At 60.0% G+C, this 9,973-nt stretch carries 8 protein-coding genes and 1 riboswitch; of the genes, 6 read left to right on the forward strand and 2 right to left on the reverse strand.

Annotation, left to right across the window (positions count from 1 at the left end):
• Positions 1 to 51: 51 nt before the first annotated feature.
• A complete protein-coding gene (locus HHJ19_RS07255; RefSeq protein ID WP_296905411.1) occupies positions 52 to 2,937 on the reverse strand; it encodes a DUF349 domain-containing protein in 2,886 nt (961 codons plus the stop codon).
• Between the two features lie 211 nt (positions 2,938 to 3,148).
• A complete protein-coding gene (locus tag HHJ19_RS07260; protein WP_296905413.1) occupies positions 3,149 to 3,340 on the reverse strand; it encodes a hypothetical protein in 192 nt (63 codons plus the stop codon).
• A 1,308-nt stretch (positions 3,341 to 4,648) separates the two neighbouring features.
• On the opposite strand from HHJ19_RS07260, the gene HHJ19_RS07265 reads away from it, so the two are divergent.
• The 6 genes from HHJ19_RS07265 to HHJ19_RS07290 all read left to right on the forward strand — a co-directional run.
• Entirely contained in the window at positions 4,649 to 5,548 is a 900-nt protein-coding gene (locus HHJ19_RS07265) for a lytic transglycosylase domain-containing protein (RefSeq protein ID WP_296905415.1), read from the forward strand.
• Positions 5,549 to 5,606: 58 nt separating this feature from the next.
• Positions 5,607 to 5,737, forward strand: a riboswitch (ZMP/ZTP riboswitch).
• Positions 5,738 to 5,795: 58 nt separating this feature from the next.
• Positions 5,796 to 7,040: a serine hydroxymethyltransferase gene (glyA, locus tag HHJ19_RS07270; protein WP_296905417.1), complete on the forward strand. Its 1,245-nt coding sequence runs from the start codon at positions 5,796 to 5,798 to the stop codon at positions 7,038 to 7,040.
• 110 nt (positions 7,041 to 7,150) lie between these two features.
• The gene (nrdR, locus tag HHJ19_RS07275; RefSeq protein ID WP_296905419.1) at positions 7,151 to 7,600 is read left to right on the forward strand and encodes a transcriptional regulator NrdR; all 450 of its coding nucleotides are present in this window, start codon (positions 7,151 to 7,153) and stop codon (positions 7,598 to 7,600) included.
• A gap of 167 nt (positions 7,601 to 7,767) precedes the next feature.
• Positions 7,768 to 8,412: a type IV pilus modification protein PilV gene (gene pilV, locus HHJ19_RS07280; protein WP_296905421.1), complete on the forward strand. Its 645-nt coding sequence runs from the start codon at positions 7,768 to 7,770 to the stop codon at positions 8,410 to 8,412.
• A complete protein-coding gene (locus HHJ19_RS07285) occupies positions 8,409 to 9,431 on the forward strand; it encodes a PilW family protein (protein WP_296905423.1) in 1,023 nt (340 codons plus the stop codon). Before pilV ends, HHJ19_RS07285 begins: the two co-directional genes overlap by 4 nt.
• A 1-nt stretch (position 9,432) precedes the next feature.
• Positions 9,433 to 9,973, forward strand: a 541-nt coding sequence (locus HHJ19_RS07290) for a PilX N-terminal domain-containing pilus assembly protein (protein ID WP_296905425.1), incomplete at its 3' end; no start/stop codon positions are given.

Raw genomic sequence — 9,973 nt, forward strand, 5'->3', positions numbered from 1 at the left:
AATATTCAGCTGTCAATCCGGTCCAGCGTCACACCCCGGGCAAGGCAACTCTCAGCGCTTGAGTAGCGCCTTCAACACGTTTTGCACGCGCCTGGCGTTGCCCGCGTCAAAGTTGCTGGCCAGCACCCTGGCGGTGTCTTCGCCCCAGGTCTCGACAGGCGCAGGTGCGTTGCGTTTGGTCAGCAGTTGCAGCTGCATCATGCGGCGGGCGCTGATGTGCTCCGCGGGCGTCGGCAGTTCTGCCGCCATCTCAAGGCGCAACAGCGCTTCGGCCGCGTCCTTGCCAGCCGGCGCGCTGACCGCCTGAACCCAGCTGCTACGCACGGCGGGCGAGACCTGTTTGCCCAGTTCCTGCGCGGCGGGCAGCAGCGCCGGATCGCGTTTTTCCCAGGCGGCGAGCAGATTGGTCAGCACTTCACCATGGGCTTGCATGGCGAGCTTCTTCAGCGCGTGGTTGGCCGCTTCAAAGGCTTCGCGCTGGGCGCGGAAGGCAGCGTCACCGAGGCGTGGGCCGCGCTCTTCAAGGGCCGGGCGGTCGCTGAAGCGTTCGCCGCGCTCAGGGCGCTCGGCACGGTAGGGTTCGAACTTGTTGTCGGTGCTGGCGCGCGCACCGCCTGGCTTGCTGCCCGGGCGTGCATCCTTGCGGTCGCCAAATTTTCCACCACGGCCGGCAGCGGCGGGTTCGGCCTTGCGCATGCCGGGGCGGTCGTCGCCGCGCATGGCAACAACCGGCTTGGCAGCTGGTTTGAGCGGCGGTGGCGGCTCCGCAGGGGCCAGGGCCGGTTCTGCGGCTTCGGCAAACTCGGCCTCGGCGGCTGACGCCTGGGCGGCTATCGGGTCAGCCTGGCTGGCGGCCTCTTCTGCTATGGTTTCCATAGTGGGTGGCACCGATACATGCTGGACCAACGGCTGATTCTCGTCAGAAGCAGGCGCTGACTCGGCGCTCGCAGCCTGCGCCACGTCAGCGGATTGCGCCACTTCTGCAGCCGCAGCGGCGGCAGCGGCTGCTACCGGAATCTGACCGCGCACGGCAGCTTCGAGCGCCTTGGCGGCGGCGTGAATTTTTTGCGCGTCGCCGCTGGCAGTCGCCGCCTCAACCGCCCTGGCGGCATCCAGCACATAACGGTCATACTCGCCCAACGCGGCAGCGGCTATTTCACGCTCGACGGTTTTGCGCTGGAAAGCGTCATCAATCGGCTTGCGGAAAGCGTCCCACAGCTTTTGCTCCTGCTTGCGCTCGATCGGCACGCCCTGCGCTTCGTGCTGCCAGCGTTGCTGCAGGCTCTTGACGGCCTCGATGCGCAGCTGGGCTTCGGCACCCAGCGCTTGCGCTTCCTCAATCATGGCCTTGCGGTGCGCCAGGCTTTCGGTGCGGGCGGCGGTCAGTGCAGCATCGGCCAGGTCCATGGCGGCTTTCCAGACCGGCTGGATTTCGCCAAAGGTTTTTTCGCCCAGGTGACCGGCTTCGCGCCATTTGTCGACAAAGCCGTTGAGGGCGCGGATCTGGTTTTTCCAGTCGGTGTTGCCCTTGTTTGCTTCCGCCCAGGCGAGGACTTCGTCAATCAGCACACGGCGCTCGGCCTTGACGGTTTCGCTCTGTTCCTTGACTTTTTCGAGCCAGGCTTCAACCACCTTGTGCGCTTCGTTGCAGGCGTCGTCAAAACGTTTCCACAGCGCGTGATTGGGCGTGCCGCCCTGGTCGGACGTTTTCCACTGCTCACGCATGATGCGCAAGGCTTCCTGCTGCTTGCGCCCGCCCAGCGGCTTGACGAGCAGCGCTTCGGCCTTGAGCACCAGCTCTTCGCGAATCTGATCAGCACGCCAGCGCTGCCAGCCTTCAAGCTCACCGGCAGCGGTCAGCGCTGCGTGCGCGGCGGCCTCCAGCTTGCTGTCAATGTTGCGGATGTTTTCCTTCAGCGCCTGGCGCAAGTCAGCGGCCACCTTGGGCGTGGCCTTGCCGTGACCTTCGGTGACTTCATGCTCCAGTTTTGCCAGCGCTTCGTGGACGATGGCCGAGGACTTTTCGCGCATGTCCTTCAATACCGCCGGATCGAGCCTGGTCTTGGGCCCGCGCGCAGCTTGCTCTCCCGCTTGCTCGCTTTTTTGCGTCGGCTGGCCGCGCGCGGCGCGCAGCTCGTCGGCCCACACCGGAACGGCGGGCAGCGGTGCGCCCGCATCCTCGGCGGCCTTGACGGTCAGCGCCAACGCGCCCTGGAAAGCCTCCCACACGGCGAGCAGCTGGCCGCGCGAGGCATCGAGCAGCGGTGGAAATTTGGCATCCACGCTGGCCCAGTTGGCGTCCTGCGTGAGCTCGTCAGCCTGCGCCTGCCAATGCGCCACATCGACACGCAAGGTATCAAGCACGGCCTCGGCATCGCGCCAGGGCTTGATCGACAGCACTTCAATGCGCTGGGCAATCAGCACCGCGGCTTCGCGCTGCACCTGGGTGCGGTGCTGCAAATCTTCGATCGTCTTGACGCGCTCGGCGAGCTGAACTTTCAGCCCGGCCAGCGGTTCCTTGGAGAGCGGCGCGCCCGCTTTGGCGGCGTCGCGCTGCCAGGCAAGGGCATCGGCCAGGTTGAGCTTGGGCAGGGCCAGCAATCCTTTGGCCTTTTCGGCCCATTCGGCGGCGGCAGCTTCCTGGCCCTTGCTGCGCTTGACTTCGTCGAGCTTTTCTTTCAAGGGCTTGGCCGCGCCCTTGTCCCGATTGGCCAGGTCTTTGTAGACTTCGGCCATCTGCTCGGCAGACGGCTCGCTGGCCAGCCACTGGCGGATGCGCGCGGCGCGCTCGCCCGAGGTGGACGCAGAAAAGGCGCCGCCCGTCAGCGCGTCCAGCGGATGGGCTTCAGCACTTTTGGCCGCTCCGGTTTTCACGGCAGGGCTACCGGCCGGGGTGGTTTCGGCCTTGGAAGATTTGGACAGGGGAAAGCGGAACATAGTTAACAATCATTTCGAAAAAAAGCAGCCTGAAGCAGCGCAAACCAGCTACCGGCGTCGATGAAGCGGGCGATAAACAAGGGTCTGTCAGCAGTGGGAATTCGGGCCATGGCTCGCAAAACCCTGATACCCGCAGCTTTAAAGAATTAAAGCAATCCGGGTATTTTCGCTGTTTTTATGGCATCGCCAAATTAAGTTCAGCACGCCGTGTTCATTTGGCCTCCGGCAGCACGGCTTTTACGGCACCCCCAAAGACGCTGTCGGGCGGCAAATCACGCACCGCCAGGGAGTCCCCGGTTGCCACGCCGCGCTGCACTGGGGACTCGCGCATGGCGGCGGCGTCGACCTTGACTCCCGCCAGCAGCGGCTTTTCCAGCTCGGCAACCGGCTGGTTTTTGGCCAAGTTGATCAGGTTGCGCGGCTTGGGCGGGTCGGCGCGTTGGTCTGCTGTGGCGGCCGGGATGTTAAGCCGTTCGAGGAGGTCATCAACGCGATATCGCCCCTGCCCCGGATAGCTTGGCGACAGCGCTGGTTACTCCACGCGAGTGGCGTCGGCCACGGGAGCAAGCGGCTACAGCCACGCCAATTCGACATCTATATAGAGGTGCTTCATCTCAGCTGGGGCGCGCGGGCGCTGTGGACGGCGACTTTCTTCTGCCGAAAACCCGGCGTTCCCGATTTTGGCGATGGCAAGCCCATGAGTCGTCTGTTCAAGTTACCACGGTTTGAAGTCAATCAGCCCCACCGTGAACTGTCGACGCAGCTTTTCAAAACCAACCTGCTCAATCTGCGACTTCAGCACAAAAGATTGGGTCATGCAGGCAAGCGTCGATAGCCGCAGCCAGCGCCGACAGCCCAGGCCGCGCGGCGTTGTTGCCTGGGCGGGCGAAGCATCATGCCGGCCCGCAACCAGAGATTTTTGCGATGAAGGCAGCAATATTTTTTCCTTGCATTGCTTGAGGTACTCAGCAAGTTTTCAAAGCCGGACCGCAAAGGCAACAATTAATTTCAGGGGAAAACTCTCTCCATAAAAAAACCCCGGGCAGCTGGGCTGACCGGGGTTGACGGCGGGTTAAATACCCATGCCGTCGGGCTTCGCAAAGGAGAGAGTATTCGTCTCGCAGTGCGTTGGAAGCAAGTGATTGCTTCCAGTTTTACCGGGGGTTGGTTCCCGGTGCATGTCCAGATGAACCGGACATCCACAGATTACGCCCAGGCACCCTTGCAGGCAAGGCCATTTTTTAAATCACAACGCCGGCGTCGATTGGCATTGACTTGCAACCCATGGCTTGCCAAATACTTCAAGCTGCGCTGCAACAGCCAAGGAAACAGCGCCTGAAGTTGTAAAAGCCGAAATTAGCGCTAAAAGGCGGCTTGTTGCGAAAACCTACGAATTTTACGCAACACAAGTTTTTTACAAGAGAACCATCAAGCAAGGAATTTTGGGAAGCGATAAGTAAAAAAAGGCTATTTTTGGCATTTTTTTAGTATAAAAAAGTAATTTGTTATGCTTGACAGGTTATTTGCAAGACCAATAGAATCCGCTAGTTCCACAATTACTAGGGACAACCCGAACACGTTGCCGATCACGATCCTGATTCCGGCAACATTATTAAAGGGTCCACATCCACAGGCAAAGCCTTGGTTTGATGGCGACCCAATCAACGCTGCGCGGCCTTACAAGGTTGCACATGCATAGAAAAGGAGTGCTATGACAGCGCTAGTAAATCCAGGCCATGACTTCAACGTCGGCGCGAAGCTGAAAAATATCCGCAAGGGTCTGGCGATAGTTGCCAGTGACATCGGCCAGGGCTTTTTTGAAATCACGCACAACAGTTTTGCGCTGCTCGGCTTGGCGGTTGTGTCTGCGGTAATTGTCTTGACGGCGAGACCCGACCTGCGTGATGCCGGTGAATTCCAGCTCATGACCTGGCTGCAAGAGCGCCAGGAAGAGGCCATCGGCTTTACCGAGCCCGCGTTTGTTGAGCCCACGGCCGTTGAGCGTGCGACAGCGTCCAACCCGAAAGACCTGCCATCGACGCAGGCCGCAGTGGCTTACTGGCTGAGCAAGAAATACTCGGTGGCACCGGAACCGCTGAGCGTGCTGGTGGCCCAGGCCTTTGAAATTGGCCAGAAAGCCAAGCTCGACCCTACGCTCATTCTGGCCATCATGGCAATCGAGTCTGGTTTCAATCCGTTTGCACAAAGCCCCGTCGGGGCGCAGGGCCTGATGCAGGTCATGACGCAGGTTCACCACGACAAGTACGACAACTTCGGCGGAAAGCTGGCGGCATTTGATCCGGTGACCAATCTGCGCGTCGGCGTCAAGGTGCTTCAGGAATGCATCAGCCGTGCCGGCTCGATCGAAGGCGGCCTGAAATACTATGTCGGCGCGGCCAATCTGGTGGACGACGGCGGCTACGCAGGCAAGGTCATGGCCGAGCATGCCCGCTTGCTGGCCGTGGTGGGCGGCAAGCGGCCACCCACATTGCGTTTCTTTACCTCACCCGCGCCTCCCCGTCCGATTCCGGTGTCCCTGCCCGCGCAGGCGAGTCCTGTGGAGCCAGCCGACAAGTCCACCGGCAACGTGGCGCTGCTGGATCAATCCTGATCGTTTTGTGGGTTTGTAGCGACCGGTGTCCAACGGTTCGGGCACCCTAAGCTACACTGAAGGGGTGCGCAACTGGCGATAGACATCACGGTTTTGCCGACCTTTGATGCTGATGTGGGACACCACAGGGAAGCGTACCGCTTGGTTCCATCTGGCCGAAGCGTTCAGCCGTTCGCCTGGGCAGCCCTTGTTTCCCTTGATCAAATTTCGGTCCGGGACAAGGATTTCAAAGTCTTGAAGGACTGCCATGTATCACCGCAACATTCTTGTCGAACAGACTGACCCCGAAATTTTTGCCGCCATCCAGGCGGAAAACACCAGGCAGGAGCAGCACATCGAGCTGATTGCCAGCGAGAACTATGCTTCGCCCGCCGTCATGGCCGCGCAAGGCTCGCAGCTCACCAACAAATACGCCGAGGGCTACCCCGGCCGCCGCTACTATGGTGGTTGTGAATATGTGGACGTGGCCGAGCAGCTCGCGATTGACCGTGTCAAACAGATCTTTGGCGCGGAAGCGGCCAACGTGCAGCCGCATTGCGGCGCTTCGGCCAACGAGGCAGTGTTTCTGGCATTCCTCAAGCCGGGCGACACCATCATGGGCATGAGTCTGGCCGAAGGCGGCCACCTGACGCACGGCATGGCGCTGAACATCAGCGGCAAGTGGTTCAACGTCGTCTCTTACGGCCTGAACGACAAGGAAGAGATTGACTACGACGCGATGGAGCGCAAGGCCCATGAAAGCAAGCCGAAACTCATCATTGCGGGCGCTAGTGCTTACTCGCTTGCTATTGATTTTGCACGCTTTGCCAAAGTGGCCAAAGACGTGGGCGCGATTTTCATGGTCGACATGGCGCATTACGCCGGGCTGATTGCCGCCGGCATCTACCCCAACCCGGTGCCCCACGCCGACATCGTTACCTCAACCACCCACAAGAGCCTGCGCGGCCCGCGAGGCGGCATCATCCTGATGAAAGCCCAGCACGAAAAAGCCATCAACAGCGCCATCTTCCCCGGCCTGCAAGGCGGCCCGCTGATGCATGTGATTGCCGCCAAGGCGGTCGCCTTCAAGGAAGCACTGTCGCCGGAGTTCAAGGTTTACCAGCAACAGGTGCTGAAAAACGCCCAGATCGTTGCCGATACCCTGAGCCAGCGCGGCCTGCGCATTGTCAGCGGCCGCACCGAAAGCCACGTCATGCTGGTCGATCTGCGCGCCAAGGGCATTACCGGCAAGGAAGCCGAGGCCGTACTGGGCAGCGCCCACATGACCATCAACAAGAACGCGATTCCGAATGACCCGGAAAAGCCGATGGTCACTAGCGGCGTGCGTATTGGCACCCCCGCCATGACCACCCGCGGTTTCAAGGACGAGGAAGCGCGCCTCACCGCCAACCTGGTGGCTGATGTGCTGGACAACCCCCGGGATAGCGCCAATATTGAAGCGGTTCGCGCCAAGGTTCACGCGCTGACAAGCCGTTTTCCGGTTTACGGCTAATCAGCGCCGCTTGCGCGGTAGCTATGTTTTTTATAGCTGCTTATGCCGATATCTGTTGGACCTGCGGCCTAAATGTCTGAAATTTTCCAAAACCCGACCCTGGGCCACCGATGAAATGCCCTTTCTGCGGTCATCTTGAAACCCAGGTCGTCGAGACCCGGATTTCGGAAGACGCTGACTTCATACGCCGCCGCCGTCAGTGCGGCGCGTGCGAAAAGCGCTTCACCACCTACGAGCGGCCCGACGTCAACTTCCCGGCCATCGTCAAAAAGGACGGCCGGCGAACCGAGTACAAGCGAAGCAAGATCCAGGACTCCATGACGCTGTCGCTGCGCAAGCGGCCCGTCAGCACCGAGCAGGTCGACTCCGCCGTGGAGCGGATTGAAGAAAAGCTGCTGAACCTGGGCGTCAGGGAAGTCCCATCGGCCCGCCTGGGCGAATTGGTCATGCGCGAGCTCAAGAAGCTCGACAAGGTGGCTTACGTGCGTTTTGCCAGCGTGTACCGGAGTTTTGAAGACATCGACGAATTCAAGACGCTGGTGGACGAGGTGCGGCGCTAGCGGGTTTGAATCGCTTGACAGCCACACCAATCTACGCGCCTTGAGGCCACGCCAAAGTGTGACGTATAACCGGATTCAACGCTACTTAACGCCAAGCGGTCAAGTCAGCATGACAGGCGGTTGCGCCAACGCTTCCTTCAAAAGGCGGCCGCTCCTATCATCGGGTAATGAAAATTTCGGCACCATCACGGCTGCAAAATCGGACCACCGGTTTCTTGCGCGCAGGCACATCCAGTCGGGAAAAAGGCTTTTCGCTGCTTGAGGTACTGATCTCAATCATCATTTTGTCTTTTGGCCTGTTGGGAATGGTGGGCTTGCAAGCCGCTGCCTTGCAGGCCAATCGCGACGCACGGCTGCAGTCGATTGCCATATCGCTTGCGCGTGAACTGGCAGAAATGATGCGCGGCAACAAAGATGTCGGATTGGCATCCAGTGCGAACCCGTATGTCGGCGACTTCACCAGCCCACTCACCCCGACAACCGAATCTTATTGCCTGAATGTTGCCACTGGCACAACCGCATGCGCAAGCAATGCGGCCATTGCCGATGCGCAAATGACCGAATGGCTTTCAAGGGTTAAAACCGAGTTACCCGGCGCTCGCGTGAATATCTGTGTGGATTCGGCTCCATTCGATCCCTCCTCCGGCCTGCCGCGGTGGGTCTGCACGACCACCGGTACTGGCGCCACAACCGTTATCAAGATGGGCTGGACGCGCACCTCAACCGACCGGTCTGCCAGCGGCTCTGCCGCCCTTGAACGAGCCACCATACCGTCGGTCGTTCTTCCCATCACGCCAGGCAACAGCTTATGAAAACTCTTCATGCCCAAGCTGTGTTTTCTTCGTGTCGCACAGCTGCCCGCGAAGCGGGAAGGCAAAGTGGACTTACTTTGGTTGAATTGCTGGTTGCGCTCGCCATCAGTTCGATAGTCGCCGTTGCCGCCGTCTCGGCACTGATCGTCAGTCGCCAGGGCCTAACCACTGTAGACGCGGCCTCGCAGTTGCGCGACAACGCCCGGTTTGCAACAGACCTGATACAGAGACTCGGCGTACAGGCCGGCTACGAGGATTTAATTTACGCCACGACCAACCGGCCTGCAAATGTAACGGGGATTGGCGCCAATCCTGAGCCCTATGTGTCTGGCTTCAACAATTCGACTCCCAGCGCAACTGCGCCTGACAGTAGCGCCACTGCGCGTACAGCCGGGACGATCGGCTATGGAAGTGATGTGCTGGTCTTGCGTTATCAGGCGTCGGAAACTTTCCCCGGGTCAGGCGTTTCCGACAAGACCATGATTAATTGCGCAGGAAGCCCCTCCTCAGCCATTCCTCAAAATAGAGACGACCGGATGCTGAGTGTGCTGTATGTCGATATCAGTCAGGGTGAGCCTTCTCTCATGTGCAGCACCGGGCCTTCAACCGGGTATCCGATCATTCAGGGAGTTGAAAATTTTCAGGTTCTCTACGGCGTAGACAACGTGACGCCGAATACGGCACCCGGTAGCACAACGACGGACTCTGTGGCAGATCGTTTTTTGCGCGCAGACCAGATGGTCGTCACCGGCGACGTCGTCGGCACCAATGCCAACTGGCGGCGCGTCCGCAGCCTCCGAATTGGCATGGTGATACGCGGCCCGGTCGGTTCGGCGCAAGACTCATCAGCGCAAACTTTCTATCCGCTTGGCCAGGCAAAAAATGCTTCAGGGGGAAGTGCTGGATCAGCCATGTCGTCAAGCAACGATCCAGGCACCATATTTTCCCCCGGGGCTGACAGCAGAATGCGTCAGGTAGTCACTTTCACCATTCACCTTCGCAATGAGCAGGGACTTTGAAATGAGCGCGAAATTCCAACCGGGCGAATCAAAGCCACGGCACGCCAGCGCCGGGCAGCACGGCGCTTCGCTGATCATGGTCATGATCATCTTGACCATCGTTTCGATGTTGGGCATAGCAGCGATCCAGATCTCCATGATGAGCGAACGCGGCGCCCGCAATGACAGGGATCAATTGCTTGCGTGGCAATCTGCAGAGGCCGCGCTGATGGACGCAGAAAACGACTTATACGGCCCCGGCACCTCTACACGCCGCATAAATTTCACGCCGCAGACCAACTCCTCGGCGTTTTTGGCTGGCTGTGGCACAACCGGCAGCAGCGGGGGGCTATGCAGCGTGGTGACCACGGGCAAGCCTTCGTGGCTGGGGGTGGACTTTACCGATAGCAGCAGTGCGGCGCGCACCACGGCCTATGGAGCCTTTACCAGCCGCAGTTTTGCCTCGGGCGGTGCTGGCGTCCAGCCCGCCAAAGCACCTCGCTATGTCATCGAGGCCATCCGCGATCCGGGTGACACGAATGCCCTGATGTGCAAAGGCGACG

This window comes from Polaromonas sp. (assembly GCF_012927415.1).
Classification (GTDB): domain Bacteria; phylum Pseudomonadota; class Gammaproteobacteria; order Burkholderiales; family Burkholderiaceae_C; genus Polaromonas.

Bases quoted from the DNA above. Each gene is read 5' to 3' on its own strand.
- HHJ19_RS07255 (WP_296905411.1), bottom strand. From the start codon at position 2,937: ATGTTCCGCTTTCCCCTGTCCAAATCTTCCAAGGCCGAAACCACCCCG.
- HHJ19_RS07265 (WP_296905415.1), top strand. From the start codon at position 4,649: ATGACAGCGCTAGTAAATCCAGGCCATGACTTCAACGTCGGCGCGAAG.
- glyA (WP_296905417.1), top strand. From the start codon at position 5,796: ATGTATCACCGCAACATTCTTGTCGAACAGACTGACCCCGAAATTTTT.
- nrdR (WP_296905419.1), top strand. From the start codon at position 7,151: ATGAAATGCCCTTTCTGCGGTCATCTTGAAACCCAGGTCGTCGAGACC.
- pilV (WP_296905421.1), top strand. From the start codon at position 7,768: ATGAAAATTTCGGCACCATCACGGCTGCAAAATCGGACCACCGGTTTC.
- HHJ19_RS07285 (WP_296905423.1), top strand. From the start codon at position 8,409: ATGAAAACTCTTCATGCCCAAGCTGTGTTTTCTTCGTGTCGCACAGCT.